Source organism: Streptomyces sp. NPDC059398, assembly GCF_042751845.1.
Classification (GTDB): domain Bacteria; phylum Actinomycetota; class Actinomycetes; order Streptomycetales; family Streptomycetaceae; genus Streptomyces.
Genome location: NZ_JBHYWP010000008.1, coordinates 1 through 14,514, shown reverse-complemented (window position 1 = coordinate 14,514; position 14,514 = coordinate 1). Strand labels below are relative to the sequence as shown.

Here is a 14,514-nt window from a genome sequence, read left to right as displayed (position 1 = left end):
CGCCCAACACCACCCCCGCCCCCCCCACAGCCCACCCCGGACCCCCCCCCCTCCCAAAACCCCGGCCCCCCAACCCAGACCGGGTCCCGGGGCCCGGGCCGTACGCGGCGGGCCGGGATGACCCCACAGGTCAGGGCGGATGTCGGGTGGACCCGCCGCGCGGCTTTCGGACGGCTCCGCGGGGAGCCGAAGGGATCCGGGAGATCCGGGGAAGGGCTCAGCCCAGGCGCTTCACCAGCGACCGGTACTCGTCCCACAGCTCTTGCGGCGCGTGGTCGCCGAAGGTGTTGAGGTGCTCGGGGATCAGGGCCGCCTCCTCGCGCCAGACCTCCTTGTCGACCGTGAGCAGGAAGTCCATGTCGGCCTCCGAGACATCCAGACCGCTGGTGTCGAGCGCACCCTTGGCCGGCAGCACGCCGATGGGGGTCTCGACGCCCTCGCCCCTGCCCTCCAGGCGCTCGACGATCCACTTCAGGACCCGGCTGTTCTCACCGAATCCGGGCCAGACGAACTTGCCCGCGTCGTTCTTGCGGAACCAGTTGACGTAGTAGATCTTCGGCAGCTTCGCCGGGTCTCCTTCCCGCGCGGCGTCGCGGCCGACCTTGACCCAGTGCCCCATGTAGTCGCCCATGTTGTACCCGCAGAACGGCAGCATGGCGAACGGGTCGCGGCGCAGCTCACCGACCTTGCCCTCGGCTGCGGCGGTCTTCTCGGACGCGACGTTCGCACCGAGGAAGACCCCGTGGTTCCAGTCGAAGGACTCGGTGACCAGCGGTACGGCGGAGGCGCGGCGGCCACCGAAGAGGATCGCCGAGATCGGCACGCCCTTCGGGTCCTCCCACTCCGGGGCGATGATCGGGCACTGCCCGGCCGGGGTGGTGAAGCGGGCATTGGGGTGGGCGGCGGGGGTGCCGGACTCGGGGGTCCAGTCGTTGCCCTTCCAGTCCGTGAGGTGGGCGGGCGTCTCCTCGGTCATGCCCTCCCACCAGACGTCGCCGTCGTCGGTCAGCGCGACGTTGGTGAAGACGGAGTTGCCCCACAGGGTCTTCATCGCGTTGGCGTTGGTCCGCTCCCCCGTGCCGGGCGCGACACCGAAGAATCCGGCCTCCGGGTTGATCGCGTAGAGCCGGCCGTCCTCACCGAAGCGCATCCAGGCGATGTCGTCCCCGATGGTCTCCACGGTCCAGCCGGAGATGGTCGGCTCCAGCATCGCCAGGTTGGTCTTGCCGCAGGCCGAGGGGAACGCCGCGGCCACATACTTGGACTCACCGCGCGGCGGCGTCAGCTTCAGTACGAGCATGTGCTCGGCCAGCCAGCCCTCGTCCCGCGCCATTACCGATGCGATGCGCAGCGCGTAGCACTTCTTGCCCAGCAGGGCGTTGCCGCCGTAGCCGGAGCCGTACGACCAGATCTCCCGGTCCTCGGGGAAGTGCGAGATGTACTTGGTGGAGTTGCACGGCCACGGGACGTCGGCCTCGCCATCGGCGAGCGGGGCGCCGAGGGTGTGGACGGCCTTCACGAAGAAGCCGTCGGATCCCAGCTCGTCCAGGACCTCCTGGCCCATGCGCGTCATCGTGCGCATCGAGACCGCGACATACGCGGAGTCGGTGATCTCCACGCCGATCGCGGAGAGCGGCGAGCCGACCGGGCCCATGCAGAACGGGACGACGTACATCGTGCGGCCGCGCATCGAGCCGCGGAACACTCCGCCCTGACCGCCCGACCCGGAGAAGATCTCGCGCATCTCCGCCGGGGCCTTCCAGTGGTTCGTCGGGCCGGCGTCCTCCTCCTTGGCGGAGCAGATGAACGTACGGTCCTCGACGCGTGCGACGTCCGACGGGTCGGACGCGGCGTAGTAGGAGTTCGGGCGCTTGATCGGGTCGAGTTTCCGGAAGGTGCCCTTGGCAACGAGCTCACCGCACAGGCGCTCGTACTCAGCCTCGGAACCGTCACACCAGACCACACTGTCCGGTTGGGTCAGCTCGGCGATCTCGTTGACCCACGAGATCAGTTCCTGGTGCCGGGTCGGGAGGACAGCGGTCGGAAGGACAGCGGGAGCCGCGATGTCGCGCGCCACGATTGCTCCAATGCACGTTTTGAGGGGTTGAGGGTTGATCTGCCCCTTGGGGGCAACGGCCCGGATGCTTCGTAGCCGCTCATCCGGTGCCGCTCGCACTCATCTGATGATCCGCGTCTTCCGCCCATCTGTCCAGGGGGCCTCTCACGTGAGCATCACCACTCGCCGGCCTGGCGCCGAAAAGGGCCGGGCCGCACCGGAGACCGGAAAGCCACGGATGCGACCGGAGACCGGAAACCTACGGATACGTAGGTAGCCATCGATACGTAGGTAGCATCGACATATGACTTCCGCCGCCCCAGAAGCGACCGCGCCCCGCCCGGCCCTGGTGAAACCGCGGCTGCGCGGCTGGCTGCACGCCGGGATGTTCCCGGCCGTGATCGTCGCGGGACTCGCGCTCGTGGCTCTCGCCGACTCCACCCGGGCCCGTATCGCCTGCGCGATCTACATCCTCACGGCCTGCATGCTCTTCGGGGTGAGCGCCGTGTACCACCGCGGCACCTGGGGCCGCAGGGGTGAGGCCGTACTGCGCAGGCTCGACCACGCGAACATCTTCCTGATCATCGCGGGCACCTACACACCCCTGACGCTGCTCCTGCTGCCCGGGTCGACGGCGGCGCCGCTGCTCTGGGCGGTCTGGGGAGCGGCCCTGGCGGGCATCGCCTTCCGGGTCTTCTGGGTCGGCGCGCCTCGCTGGCTCTACACGCCCTGCTACATCGCGATGGGCTGGGCCGCGGTCTTCTTCCTGCCCGACTTCATGCGGGCGGGCGGGGTGGCCGTCCTCGTCTGTGTCATCGTCGGCGGGCTGCTCTACAGCGCGGGCGGTGTGATCTACGCGCTCAAGCGCCCCAACCCGTCACCGCGCTGGTTCGGCTTCCACGAGGTGTTCCACTCGCTGACCCTGGCCGCCTTCATCACGCAGTACGTGGCGATCTCCCTGGTCGCCTACTGACGGCCCGCACCACATACGGCTGTGGCCGGGGCCCGTACCTCTACGCGGTACGGACCCCGGCCACAGCAGTGACTACGCGTCGTCGTCCCGCACCCCGCCCAACTGCCCGGCCAGTACCGCCGGATCGGGCGTCGGCGCACTGCAGGTGAAGTTCCGGCAGACATACGCGGCGGCCCGCCCGTCGATCAGCGGCCGGTCCACCAGCAGCGGGAACTCCTCGCTGCCGCTCTCCCCCACCGCGACCACCGCCCCCGGCGCCGTAGCGAGCAGCGCGGTGCGGTGCAGGGCCGCCGTCCCGGCGTCACCCGCGGGCCCGACCACCGCCACCTCACGCGGCCCGTCGAGTGCCGCCTCCGCCACCGCGAGCCCCCAGCCGATGAAGCGGGGTGCCCGCGGGCCGAGCGCCTTCACCACACCGAGCGCCCGTTCGGCGGCGGTGCGGTGCGCCTCGGAGCCGGTGTGCGCCGCGTACGAGAGCAACGCCCCCGCGGCGGCGGTCCACCCCGAGGGGGTCGCGGTGTCCGTCGGGTCCTGGGGGCGGCGGATCAGCGGCTCGGCGTCGTGCGCGGTGTCGTAGAGCGTGCCGTCCGCACCGGTGAAGCGGTCGAGTACGAGATCGAGCAGGAACCCGGCGAACTCCAGCCAGACCCCCTCGCCCGTGACCCCGGCCAGCGCGAGGAACCCCTCGGCGACATCCGCATAGTCCTCCAGGACACCGGAGTTGGCACCGGCCCGGCCGTCCCTGGAGGTACGAGTGAGCCGGGCGCCGTCGTCCATGTGCAGCCGCACCAGCAGATCGGCGGCCTCGGTGGCGCGCTCGACCAGATCGGGCCGCTCGAAACAGGCACCGGCCTCGGCGAGTGCCGCGACGGCCAGACCGTTCCACGCCGCGACGACCTTGTCGTCCCGGCCGGGCCGGGGCCGCAGGCTCCGCGCGGCGAGCAGCCGCTCACGCAGCCCGGCGGGGACGTCGTCACCCGGCAACTGCAGAACGGAGGCTCCCTCCTCGAACGTCCCCTCCTCGGTCACCCCGTACAGCAGCGCGGCCCGCTCACCGTCCTGCTCGCCCAGCACCTCGCGCAGCTGCGCCGGGGTCCAGACGTAGTAGGCACCCTCGACGTGCCGGCCGTCCGCATCCTCACTGTCGGCGTCCAGCGCGGAGGCGAACCCGCCCTCGGGGGTGCGCAGTTCGGTCGCGATGAAGTCGGCGGTCTCCAGGGCCACCCGGCGAGCCAGCTCCGATCCGGTGGCCCGCCACAGGTGCGTGTAGACCCGGCAGAGCAGGGCGTTGTCGTACAGCATCTTCTCGAAGTGGGGCACCCGCCACTCCCGGTCCACCGAGTACCGCGCGAACCCGCCGCCGAGCTGGTCGTACATCCCGCCGCGCGCCATCGCCTCACAGGTGTCGGCGGCCATCTGGAGGGCCCCGTCGGAGCCGGTACGGGCATGGTGGCGCAGCAGGAACTCGACGGCCATGGACGGCGGGAACTTGGGCGCACCCCCGAACCCGGCGTTCCTGGCGTCGTACTCCCGCGTCAGCGCGAGCAGCGCCCGCCCGAGCTCCTCCGCACCGGGCGGCCCGGCGCCGTCCTGGGCGAGGGAACGCCCCGCCAGATCCTCCACGACCTTGGCGGCCACCTCGTCCACCTCACCGCGCCGGCCGGTCCAGGCCCCGGTGACCCCTTCGAGCACCTGCCGGAAGGACGGCATGCCGTGCCGGGGCTCGGGCGGGAAGTACGTACCGAAGTAGAAGGGCTGGGCATCGGCATTGAGAAACACGGTCATGGGCCAGCCGCCCTGCCCGGTGGCGGCCTGGACGGCCTCCATATAGACGGCGTCGATGTCCGGCCGCTCCTCGCGGTCGACCTTGACCGGCACGAAGTGCTCATTGAGATAGGCGGCGGTCGGTTCGTCCTCGAAGGACTCGTGGGCCATGACGTGGCACCAGTGATCATCAGGCTAAGTGGCACGACGAATAACCCACCGAGAGAAGGATGGGAACGTCGCGCCGCTTGGCCTCTTGCATCGCCTCCTCTCCCCATGGCCACCAGTCCACAGGATTGGAGGCGTGCTGGAGGAGATAGGGCGACTGGGAATCAGCCAGTCGGTTCATACAGGCATCGTCGCACGCTCTGGGTCGGCCAGCCCAGAGCGGCTGCCCCAACATCAGCCAGCTTCGGCAGAAGGGGCACGGAGCTCCTTCTCGGTCCAGGCCCCCCACTCCAGCGAGTCCGCCCTCTGCACAGGGCAGTACGTTCAGGTGCAGGTCGATTCAGCCGGACGACGAGCTGCGCGGCGGTGTCCTCCACTGCCGCGACGGGTGCAATCACACAGAGGTGAACGGCTCGCCCACACGGGCCCGCCCCGGCGTCGGCAGTTTCGAGATTCAACGGAGCGAGACCAGGACTGCGGTCATCAATGCGGACAGTAGATGCCCTGCCCACCAATATCTGATCACCCGCCGCCGGTCTACGAAAACGCAGCCCTCGGCAGCAGTCCAGCTCCTGCATATGGTTGGGTGGATAATCAGGGAATTTCGTGGCGTGGATTTATCACCATACGGCCGCGCGAGCCTCCGGCAACGAAAATTGAGGCCGTTTCAATGTTTGGCAGCCACCGAGGATCGATTCACTACCACCCTGGTCCGCCACCCTACCGATCCGAAGCCCGGAGATGAATTACTATAATATTATTACTACGAAGGTTTAGCGTCGACCTTATTTGGATATCCTCACACACCACCATGGAGGAGCAAATGGTTGCATCAATCGTGACAGCAGGAACCGGTATCGTAGTCGCAATCATGGCGTACTGGCTGAATCATCGAGGTGAAGTTCGTAGATCCCTCAGGAAGGAACGGATCAACTGGGTAAGCAGCCAGCTAAGAGAACTCTACGGCCCGCTTCTCGTTTTGGTGGAGACCAACGAACGGGCATGGAGCGAATATCGGAGAGCATACTTTCCAACTGATCGTGGAGTATCACCTGAGGTTTCGCTGACGGATTCGGTGTCGATGCGATGGCACGTGTGGGTCGAGACTGTCTTTGCCCCAAGGGCCCAACAGATAAGAGAAATCGTCACCGCGCGCGGAGATCTCATCATCGAAAGGGAGATGCCGACGGTAGTGCTTGACTTCTGCGCCCATGCAGCAACCTACGATGCCCTATTGGCAGACTGGGGCACCGCCTCTGTTAACGATTCGACGCTGATCCGTCACCCGGGAAGCGATTTTCTGTCGTACGTGCGCGATTCGTACATCGCTCTGAAAGCCGAGCAAGAAGAACTGTTGAAGTTGAGCCGACCCTAACGAGAATTTAGGCAGTCGGCAACGAATACACGGGGAGGCGAACCCTTTATGAAGGTATTCCTGAGTTGGTCCGGAGAGCGCTCCAGGCAAGTTGCCGAGGCTCTCAAGTGCTGGCTTCCGGATGTCATCCAAGAGCTTGATCCATGGGTTTCGAGTCAAGACATTGCCAAAGGAGGGAGAGGGATCGATGAAATTACTCATGAACTTGCCGCGACAGACTTCGGAATTATCTGCGTGACCCCGGAGAACCAAGCATCGACGTGGATCAATTTCGAGGCAGGATCACTTGCCAAGAAATTCGAAATTGCCCATGTCGCCCCATTCCTCATTGGCATGAAGATTGCAGACCTAACCGGCCCACTCTCCAAGTTTCAGGCCACCGTAGGCGAAAATCGGGACGACGTCCGAAAGCTGATTAGCGATATGAACAAGGCGTCAGTAAGACGACTGGTGGTCGAAGATCGCCTGGAACGAGCATTCGTGCGGAGTTGGCCCGAACTGGGAAGGATGCTTCAAGAAGCCCGAAGAGCATCCCTGCCAGAAGGTGCACGAAATCCAATCGAACGGTCAGAGGCGGAGATGCTCGAAGAGATTCTTTTGTTGGTTCGAAAACAAGAATATCGCAGGACAAGTCTGGAAGGGAAGGTAAATCAGGCCGAAGAAAAACTATCGCGCAGTCGACGAATCAGCCAAGACGAATTCATCGTGACATCATTTTCTAAAATTGGATGGCAGGTTATCAACGCCTCATGGGAAAATACCGAGGTAAGTATTACCGCACGCCATCCGGAAGACAGTAGCGTATTCTTGTCGCGCGATTTCATTGAGCGCATGGCCAAGTCTCTGGACAGGCCCGTGGTCGTGATGAACGAGTCAGGGGATGCGCTAATTCGTAGCGGTGCCAACTTCTCTTAGCATTCACTCTATCGAATCACCGGTCAAAACTTCTCCTCTACTGGAATCGGCATGTTCTCTGTTTTTTTAAAGCCTAGCTTCTCGACCTTGTCTTCCTGAACCCAGGCATTCCATGCCTTAATGTAAATAGCCACTTGTTCACGCATGGTATACCGACGCCTGGCCGCCCTTCTCTTCACATGAGGGACCTTGGTCAGAGCGAGCCGCGGATCTCCAACCTCAAGGTTTGCACCTGAGGTCAGCCCCTCGGTCCAACTATCTGCCTTCACTGCAGGAGCCGCCTCGGTTGTGACGAAATACCCCACTGCCACCCCAGTCGGGCTCGCAAATACATGCCTAGAGATCTCGCGGCCCATCGCCACAGCTTCTCGGTACATGTCACTGTCTTCGTTATATGCCGCAAGAATCCGACCATTCGCGATTCGGGCCCCATTGCCACTCCATGAGGAGTCCGGCATATTCTTGAACAGAAGAACGTGACGAATTGTGGAGTAAAGAACGGGAAGATACTTCTCGCCAGTGGAAAAAAGCGCATCCACGCCACTTCGACGCTTGCCTGTGTCAAGGACAGGAAACGCAGTTCTCGGAAGCCCTTCGAAAACATAAATCCACACTGGGATACCGGCCTTGATGACGGCATTCAAGCGGTGCTGGCCATCGAGGAGTGACCCCGTCTCAAGAGGTCCGTCGAGTGCAATCCCTTGATGCGTTAACTGCCACTCCCCTCGGAGAATTGAATCCGCCAAGAAATCCACTTGCCCCCAGTCCAAGCGACGATTGACCACCGCTCGGGATAGAAGGATCTCCGACATCTCCGGAGTGACTTGAACGAGACGTGGTGCGGGCGCATTCCGAGGAAGTCCGCTATCGATGGTCATCCCAAAACCGTATCGGACTTTGTAAGCAAACGTCACCTGAAAATCTAAATTGATCAATTTCGAATTTTCATAATCAAAAAGAGAACATCACGGTCGAACTCGACGTGGCAAGATGACTCAGATCCAAAAATGCCTTTTGTCTTAATTTCCTAACTTTTATCTAGAAAAAGCATATTTGTAAATTTTTCAGGGCTGGAGGATTAATTGAGTCCTGTCGGGTAGTGACGAGTGAACGCATCGGTGGGGTCTTCCTGCAAGGGGTCTCTTCCCAAGTCACAGAAGCTGATGCGGGATGAGTGCAGCACCGGCCGTCGATCAGCTCGCCAAGGAACGACGACGCCGTCTCGGTGTAATAGAACTTGTCCTACACTGCGCACACGAAGTCGAGCCGAGCCGGGACCACCGAGAACATCTCGGTGTCCATGCCCGTCGAGCTGGTCAGCGAGCTGAGCTCTCGAACCGGTCGCCGAGGGCTGTCCAGCTACATCACAGAGGCTGTCAGGCATCAGCTCACCATGGACAGACTCGTCGAGATCGTCGCGGCCCATGAAGAGGAGCACGGCGCGCTCACCGAGCAGGAGATCGAAACCGCTCGACGCGAGCTGTTCGGAGACGAGAGCTCCGAACGAGGCGCCGCGTGACGGAGCAGCCAGACCGCTCGCTGGTGCTCGACTCAGAGGCGCTCTCTCTGCTCCTGCGCAACGACCGCGGTATGGCAGCTCGCATCGAGGCATCCCGTCAGGCCGGAGTACCCGTCCTCGTGTCGGCGCTGACGATCGTTGAAGCAGCACACGAGAAGATCGATCTGGCGCGATTAGAGTGGGTACTCTCCCGGCTGCTGGTGGAACCGGTCAGCCAGAAAGACTCTCTGAGCGCCGGGGCGCTGCTTCGGGACGCAGGCGGGCTACATGGGCACAAGTACGCGATCGACGCCCTCGTCGCCGCGCTTGCGCTCCGCGTCCCGGCCCCCGTGATCGTTTTGACCTCCGACCGTGACGACTGGTCGAAGCTCTGCGGGAAGCGCTGATCATCAGAGACGTGTAAGCACTGTCGACTACTGGATCAGTGAGTTCACTGGCACCAGTGGCAGGACCAGTACCCGACGCTGAGCAGCACGGGAACGTTCCGCCTTCTGGCTTCCTCGAACGCCTCCGGCGACCAGGGCCCCCAGTCGACCGGATTGTCAGCGTGCTGCAGCAGATAAGGCGAGGTCACACCAGCCAGCCGGTTCATGCGGCCCAGCCTCTCACAGGGCCCAGCCCCGTCGCAGAGACCACACGGCCCCGGCCCCACCCGGCCGGACCGCACCACACCGCAATGCACCACACCGAAGATCATCCCCATCCGAAGGCGGGCGCCTCGGGGCCGCAGGACAGTAGGCTGAGCCCAGCAGAGCCGGACCTGCGGAAGCACCTCGAAGGAGGCACACCATGACCGCCGAGATGGTGGCGCCCGCGTAGATGCACACCCGGATCAGCGCGGAGCAGTACGACTCCTGGTCCCAGGAGCAGTGCGCCGGCATCGAGATCGTGGACGGAACGGTCGTCGCGAGCCCGAGCGCCTCCAAGCGGCACAATCGCCTGGCCCGAATCCTGGCCAATGCCCTGGACGCCGCCGCAGGCCCGGACTGGAACGCCGACACGGACTTCGACGTCCGCCTGCAGGACGTTCCGCTCACCAACCGGCGCCCGGACGTCGTCGTCTACCGGGCGGAGACCATCGACCTCGCGCCCACCCGCCCGGAGCATGTGCTGCTGGTCGCGGAGGTCGTGTCGCCGGGCTCGGAGACCACCGACCGGATCGTGAAGGTGGACCAGTACGCCAAGGCCGGCATCCCCTTCTACTGGCGCATCGAGCAGGCCGTCACCGGTGTCCCCATCGTCTACACCTACGTGCTCGACCCGGCCAGCAAGATCTACCGGGACGGGGAGATGTTCACCGGCGCGATCAAGGCTGACGCGCCCTTCTCCGTCGCCGTGGACCTCGGGACCATCTGACAGCCGACGTTCGCCTACGACGGCAGCACCAGCATTCTTCCGGGGCTCCCGGGCCGTCCGGATCGAGCTGGCCGGACGTGACATCGCGCGTGTAGTCACCACACACGCCACCCCTTTGTAATAGTTCTTGTCGTACACTAGTGGCCATGACGCCACCTCGCGCCGGAGGCACTGAGAACATCTCCGTGTCCATGCCCGCCGACCTCATCAGTGAGCTGCGCTCGCGAACCGGACGCCGCGGTGTTTCCAGCTATGTCGCGGAAGCAGTACGCCACCAGCTCGCCATGGACGGCCTCGCCGAGATCGTCGCCTCACACGAGGCTGATCATGGCGCGCTGACGGAGCAGGAAGTCGAAGAAGCCCGTCGCGAGCTGTTCGGTGAGGGACGTTTCCAGGGCAGCGGGCGCGACGCTGCGTGAATGAGCAACACGCGCGCTCCCTGATCCTCGACTCCGAAGCTCTGTCCCTCCTGCTTCGGAACGACCGCAAGATGGCGGCTCGCATCGAAGCCTCCCGGCAGGCCGGAGTCAATGTCCTCGTCTCCGCCTTGACCATCGTCGAAGCGGCGCACGGGAAGACTGATCTCGCACGGTTGAACTGGATCCTCTCCCGGCTCCGGGTGGAACCGGTCAGCCAGGAGGACTCCCTGACCGCGGTAGCTCTGCTCCGGGACGCCGGCGGCCTGCACGGGCACAAGTACGCCATCGACGCGCTAGTCGCCGCACTCGCCCTTCGCGCCCCGGCCCCCGTCGTCGTGCTGACCTCCGACCGCGATGACTGGTCGAAGCTCTGCGGCAGCCGCGTGATCATCAGAGAGACCTGAGAGCCGCGGGCCAGGCGTTTTGCGCGTTCACGGTGTCGGCGGCACGACGAGTACCCCATACCAGGCGGCATCTGGACTCCCTTTCCTGCGAGGCGTTTTCCAAGACCTCGGACGAAGGCCGTGCTGCCGTCGATCGACCCGCCCACCCGTCACCCGTTCCCCGTACAAGCCCCCATTCCCTCGCGTTCCGCCGTCGTACGCAGGACACTTGCATTCCGAACGGAGTATCCCGGAGGGGGAATGCAGATGCGGGACGGCCATCGGGCTGAAGCGGAGCGGCTGTTGGTGCGCGCTGTCGAGGAGGAGGTGCGGCGGGCCGGTGGGCGGGCCGATGCGGGGACGTTGCTGGCGCGGGGGCGTGGTGCGCTCGATTCGCTGGCCGAAAGCGCCGCCGACGAGTACGCCGCGTACACCCGCGCACTCGACGCGGCGCAGGCCGAGCAGCATCCGCTCTCCGCGCACTTCAACCGCGCATCCCTGGCAACGCCCGCGCTGGTCACGGTGGTTGCCGCCATCGCCGCCTGCGGGGCGGACCTCGTGCTCGGGACGGGCGGCTCCACCGCGGCCGGGACGGGCGTGGTCGTCGCCGTCGCCGGGGCCGCGGCCACCGTCGCCAGGGTGACCGCCGAGCACTGGCCCGCGGCCCACCGCAGAGCCGGGGCGCAGGGGCAGCCGGGCGGGACCGAGCAGCTGCGGCTCCAGTGGCTGACGGCGCTGGAGGTACGCGGTATCCGCCCGTACCTGGACCAGCAGCGGATGCTCGCCGCGCCGCAGAAGAAGCCGAAGAGCGCCGTCCCGCCGCAGCTGCGCGGTGCCGACAAGAGCGCGGCGGCGCGCAGGCGCTCCACGCTCGACCAGTCGTTCGGCCAGCTGCCCCAGGCCGAGGGGCCGTTCGCGGGGCGGCGGCAGGAGCTGGCGCAGATCGCCCAGTGGGTGCACGCGGCGCGCGCCTCCACCGAGACCCGGCCGACGGTCGTGGTGCTGCACGGCGCCCCGGGTTCCGGGCGCACCACCCTCGCCGTCCGGGCCGCGCACCAGCTCAGGGACCAGTTCCGCGGCGCCTGCGTGGTCGATCTGCGCGGCGCGACCCGCGACGAACCGCCCCTGTCGACCAGGGACGCGCTGCTCCATCTGCTGAACCGGCTGGGCGCCCCGCGCGATCAGCTGCTCTTCCGCGAACGCTCTTCGCCCGAGCAGCAGTTGAAGCGGCTGAGCGAGCTGTACCAGCAGCATCTGACCGGGCTCGCCGTCACCGTCGTACTGGACGACACGTCGGACCCGGACCAGGTGCGCGTCCTCGTACCGGAGCGTTCGGACAGCCTGGTGCTCGTGACGTCGGGCGCCCCGCTCGAACTGCCCGGCGACCTCGTCGCCTGGGTGCATCAGCTGCCGGTGGAGGCGCTGGACTCGGCGGGCTCCGAGGAACTGCTGCGGGAGACCGCGGAGGAGCCGGAGAGCCCGTACGACGCCGAATCGAGCGATCTCGTCACGGAGTTGTGCGGCGGGCTGCCACTGGCGCTGCGGGTGGCCGGGTCCTCGCTCGGCCAGCGCTCGACCCGTGAACTCGCCGCGCACCTCGGCGCGTACCGGCAGCTCGAACCGGTCGAGCGCGCGCTGGCACTGCGCTACGGCGACCAGCCCGAGCAGGGGCGGCGGCTGCTGCGGCGGCTCGCGCTGGCCGGGCGCGCCAGTCTGGGGGTGGCCGCCGCGGCGGCGCTGCTGGCCGCCGACGACCAGGAGGCGCGGCGGCTGCTGACCCTGCTGTCGCGGGCCGGCCTGATCGACCACGTACGCGGCAGCCGCTACCGGCTGCACGACACGGTGCGTGCGTTCGCGCAGGCCAGGCTGGAGGACGAGGAGCAGCCGCAGGAGCGCACGGCGGCGCAGGAGCGGCTGATCCAGAGTTACGCGGAGCTGGCCGACGCGGTGATCCGGCTGGTGGACGGCAAACTCTCCACCCGGGCGGGCCAGTTCGGGCCGCACGGCTTCACCTCGCTGGACGCGGCGCTGCGCTGGCTCGACGAGGAGTCGAGCTTCATCACATCGGCGCTGCGCCAGGCGGAGGGCGTCGACCAGGAGGTGGTGCTGCATCTGCTGGGCGCGCTCTGCGACTACTGCCTGCTGCGCGGCGACCTCTACCGGCTGGGTGAGATCAGCGAGCTGACCCAGGCCGTCGGGCAGGGGCTGCTCGCCAGGTCCGTGCAGTGGCGTACCGGGATCGCGGCCCGCCAGCTCGGCGAGCTGGACAAGGCCCGTACGACGCTGACCTCGGTCGTCGGCCTCTACCACGAGGCCCAGCAGGGGGCGGGCGAGGCGCTGGCGCTCTGCTCGCTCGGCATCACCCTGCACCACCAGGGAAATCTGACGGAGGCGGCGGCGCGGCTGCGGGAGGCGGTCGCGCTCCAGGCGGCGCCGGAGCTGGCCGCGGACCGGGCCTGGTCGCTGCACGCGCTGGCGGCGGTGGAGCGCGATCTGGGGAATCTGGCGGAGGCGCGGACGCTGCTGTCCACGGCGCTCACCCTGCACCAGGAGAGCGACTCGCTGCACGGTGAGGCGTGGACGCACTTCCAGCAGGGCCAGCTCTGTCTCTGCCTGGGCGACGTGGCGCGGGCCGACGAGGAGCTGCGGACCGCGCTCGACGCGTACGGGCAGACCAGGGACGGGCGCGGCGAGGCCTGGGCGATGACCCAGCTGGCCAGGGCCAGGCTGGTCGAAGGGGATGCTTCGGTCGCGGTGGACCAGCTGCGCCAGGCGCTCTCCCGCCACCGGGACAGCGAGGACGCCAGGGGCGAGGCGTGGACGCTCTACTACCTGGGCCAGGCGCTGGAGGAGGGCGGCGACCGGGACCAGGCGGTACGGGAGCTGGAGCGGGCCCGGACGATGTTCTCGCGGATGCGGGACATGTACGGGCTGGCCTGCGCCCGCCACCACTCGGGGCGGGTCACCCGCGACCAGCGCGCGGCGCAGACCGGCAACCTCCGCAACAGCGGTTTCGCCCGTCAGCTGCTGGCCGACGCACGGGCCGACTTCCACCGGATCGGGGTGGCGCACGGTGAGGCGTGGACCTGTCTGGAGCTGGCCCTGATCGACGCGGGCAACGACCGCGCGGCGCAGGCGCTCCAGCTCTGCGACGAGGCGGCGGCGCTCTTCACCGCGTACGACGACGGGCGGGGCGGCGACTGGGCGCGCTTCCTGCGCTGCACGCTGCTGCCCTACGCGTCGCCCGGCGGCTCGGAGGTGGGCACCGCGGTGGCCGCCGAGGAGCTGTCCCAGCTGATCCGGGCGGCGCACCCGGCCCGCGACCCCGGTCTGGCCGAGTGCGCGGAGGCGTACACGCTGATCCTGGAGCGCGGGGTCTCACTGGACGACGGCTGGCAGGCGTGGCCGCTGGGCATGGTGCCGGGCCGCAACGCCCGGGAGATCATGGGCGTACCGGTGCCGGCCGCGTAGGCGCAGGCGTCGCGGTGGACCGGCGTGCGCCTCTGCGGTCCGGGTCCGAACCGCGTAGGCGCACGCCGGCCGTCACCGCGCACGCCCCGCCGCCGGACAGGCGGCTCTCCCGGCC

At 66.9% G+C, this 14,514-nt stretch carries 11 protein-coding genes and 2 pseudogenes; 9 read left to right on the top strand and 4 right to left on the bottom strand.

The genetic code is table 11. From position 1 onward, the window contains the following. Positions 1-217: 217 nt before the first annotated feature. The gene (locus ACFXBC_RS05030; RefSeq protein ID WP_385018796.1) at positions 218-2,077 is read right to left on the bottom strand and encodes a phosphoenolpyruvate carboxykinase (GTP); all 1,860 of its coding nucleotides are present in this window, start codon (positions 2,075-2,077) and stop codon (positions 218-220) included. Positions 2,078-2,360: 283 nt separating this feature from the next. On the opposite strand from ACFXBC_RS05030, the gene ACFXBC_RS05025 reads away from it, so the two are divergent. Next, a complete protein-coding gene (locus ACFXBC_RS05025) occupies positions 2,361-3,029 on the top strand; it encodes a hemolysin III family protein (RefSeq protein WP_385018794.1) in 669 nt (222 codons plus the stop codon). A 72-nt stretch (positions 3,030-3,101) separates the two neighbouring features. On the opposite strand, the pseudogene ACFXBC_RS05020 reads toward ACFXBC_RS05025, so the two are convergent. Further along, positions 3,102-5,142, bottom strand: a pseudogene (locus tag ACFXBC_RS05020) (thioredoxin domain-containing protein). 642 nt (positions 5,143-5,784) lie between these two features. Between ACFXBC_RS05020 and ACFXBC_RS05015 the strand changes: the two are divergent. Together ACFXBC_RS05015 and ACFXBC_RS05010 are read left to right on the top strand one after the other, a co-directional pair. Next, a complete protein-coding gene (locus ACFXBC_RS05015; protein WP_385018792.1) occupies positions 5,785-6,336 on the top strand; it encodes a hypothetical protein in 552 nt (183 codons plus the stop codon). 48 nt (positions 6,337-6,384) lie between these two features. Continuing rightward, entirely contained in the window at positions 6,385-7,251 is an 867-nt protein-coding gene (locus tag ACFXBC_RS05010; protein WP_385018790.1) for a hypothetical protein, read from the top strand. Between the two features lie 23 nt (positions 7,252-7,274). Here the strand turns inward: ACFXBC_RS05010 and ACFXBC_RS05005 are convergent, their stop codons facing one another. Continuing rightward, complete coding sequence (locus ACFXBC_RS05005; protein ID WP_385018788.1) at positions 7,275-8,129, bottom strand: hypothetical protein; 855 nt, start codon at positions 8,127-8,129, stop codon at positions 7,275-7,277. 422 nt (positions 8,130-8,551) lie between these two features. Here ACFXBC_RS05005 and ACFXBC_RS05000 point away from each other — a divergent pair, with 422 nt between their 5' ends. Next, positions 8,552-8,770, top strand: a complete 219-nt coding sequence (locus ACFXBC_RS05000) for a hypothetical protein (protein ID WP_385018920.1) — start codon at positions 8,552-8,554, stop codon at positions 8,768-8,770. After that, on the top strand, positions 8,767-9,156 hold the full coding sequence (locus ACFXBC_RS04995; protein ID WP_385018786.1) for a type II toxin-antitoxin system VapC family toxin: 390 nt from the start codon (positions 8,767-8,769) through the stop codon (positions 9,154-9,156). The genes ACFXBC_RS05000 and ACFXBC_RS04995 overlap by 4 nt, the downstream gene beginning before the upstream one ends. Positions 9,157-9,206: 50 nt before the next feature. Here the strand turns inward: ACFXBC_RS04995 and ACFXBC_RS04990 are convergent. Further along, positions 9,207-9,362 (bottom strand): annotated as a pseudogene (locus ACFXBC_RS04990) (DUF255 domain-containing protein); the annotation flags it as partial. Between the two features lie 227 nt (positions 9,363-9,589). On the opposite strand from ACFXBC_RS04990, the gene ACFXBC_RS04985 reads away from it, so the two are divergent. The 4 genes from ACFXBC_RS04985 to ACFXBC_RS04970 all read left to right on the top strand — a co-directional run bounded on the left by ACFXBC_RS04985 (position 9,590) and on the right by ACFXBC_RS04970 (position 14,399). Beyond that, positions 9,590-10,126, top strand: a complete 537-nt coding sequence (locus ACFXBC_RS04985) for a Uma2 family endonuclease (RefSeq protein WP_385018784.1) — start codon at positions 9,590-9,592, stop codon at positions 10,124-10,126. A gap of 146 nt (positions 10,127-10,272) precedes the next feature. Next, a complete protein-coding gene (locus ACFXBC_RS04980; protein ID WP_385018782.1) occupies positions 10,273-10,545 on the top strand; it encodes a hypothetical protein in 273 nt (90 codons plus the stop codon). Continuing rightward, entirely contained in the window at positions 10,542-10,949 is a 408-nt protein-coding gene (locus ACFXBC_RS04975; RefSeq protein WP_385018780.1) for a PIN domain-containing protein, read from the top strand. The genes ACFXBC_RS04980 and ACFXBC_RS04975 overlap by 4 nt, the downstream gene beginning before the upstream one ends. Before the next feature lie 246 nt (positions 10,950-11,195). Further along, positions 11,196-14,399, top strand: coding sequence for a tetratricopeptide repeat protein (locus tag ACFXBC_RS04970; RefSeq protein WP_385018778.1), 3,204 nt, complete (start codon positions 11,196-11,198; stop codon positions 14,397-14,399). The last annotated feature ends 115 nt before the right edge of the window (positions 14,400-14,514 follow it).

What these genes read in the sequence shown, in the direction of transcription:
- ACFXBC_RS05005 (WP_385018788.1), bottom strand. Translation starts at nt 8,129, where the DNA reads ATGACCATCGATAGCGGACTTCCTCGGAATGCGCCCGCACCACGTCTC.
- ACFXBC_RS04970 (WP_385018778.1), top strand. Translation starts at nt 11,196, where the DNA reads ATGCGGGACGGCCATCGGGCTGAAGCGGAGCGGCTGTTGGTGCGCGCT.
- ACFXBC_RS05010 (WP_385018790.1), top strand. Translation starts at nt 6,385, where the DNA reads ATGAAGGTATTCCTGAGTTGGTCCGGAGAGCGCTCCAGGCAAGTTGCC.
- ACFXBC_RS05025 (WP_385018794.1), top strand. Translation starts at nt 2,361, where the DNA reads ATGACTTCCGCCGCCCCAGAAGCGACCGCGCCCCGCCCGGCCCTGGTG.
- ACFXBC_RS04980 (WP_385018782.1), top strand. Translation starts at nt 10,273, where the DNA reads ATGACGCCACCTCGCGCCGGAGGCACTGAGAACATCTCCGTGTCCATG.
- ACFXBC_RS04985 (WP_385018784.1), top strand. Translation starts at nt 9,590, where the DNA reads ATGCACACCCGGATCAGCGCGGAGCAGTACGACTCCTGGTCCCAGGAG.
- ACFXBC_RS05000 (WP_385018920.1), top strand. Translation starts at nt 8,552, where the DNA reads ATGCCCGTCGAGCTGGTCAGCGAGCTGAGCTCTCGAACCGGTCGCCGA.
- ACFXBC_RS05015 (WP_385018792.1), top strand. Translation starts at nt 5,785, where the DNA reads ATGGTTGCATCAATCGTGACAGCAGGAACCGGTATCGTAGTCGCAATC.